Origin of the sequence: Xenorhabdus littoralis, from assembly GCF_033949345.1 — a bacterium.
GTDB lineage: Bacteria > Pseudomonadota > Gammaproteobacteria > Enterobacterales > Enterobacteriaceae > Xenorhabdus > Xenorhabdus littoralis.
Genome location: NZ_VCDP01000172.1, coordinates 1 through 216, shown reverse-complemented (window position 1 = coordinate 216; position 216 = coordinate 1). Strand labels below are relative to the sequence as shown.

1 tRNA gene is annotated in these 216 nt (G+C 44.9%); it reads left to right on the top strand.

Annotated elements, in window-relative coordinates:
- Positions 1-83: 83 nt before the first annotated feature.
- Positions 84-159: transfer RNA gene (locus FE394_RS19050), tRNA-Val, on the top strand.
- Positions 160-216 lie beyond the last annotated feature (57 nt).

Below are 216 nucleotides of genomic sequence, written 5' to 3'. Positions count from 1 at the left end.
GAATCTGGTATCGCCCACCATTACTCTTGTAGTGATGAACCGCTTTAGTGGGAGCCGTAGTGATAAAAAATGATTTTATGATTGGGCGATTAGCTCAGTTGGTAGAGCATCTCCCTTACAAGGAGGGGGTCATCAGTTCGAATCTGGTATCGCCCACCAATCATAAATCAGTGGTATCGATGTCGTTATAGTCATCATGAAGTGGGCGATTAGCTC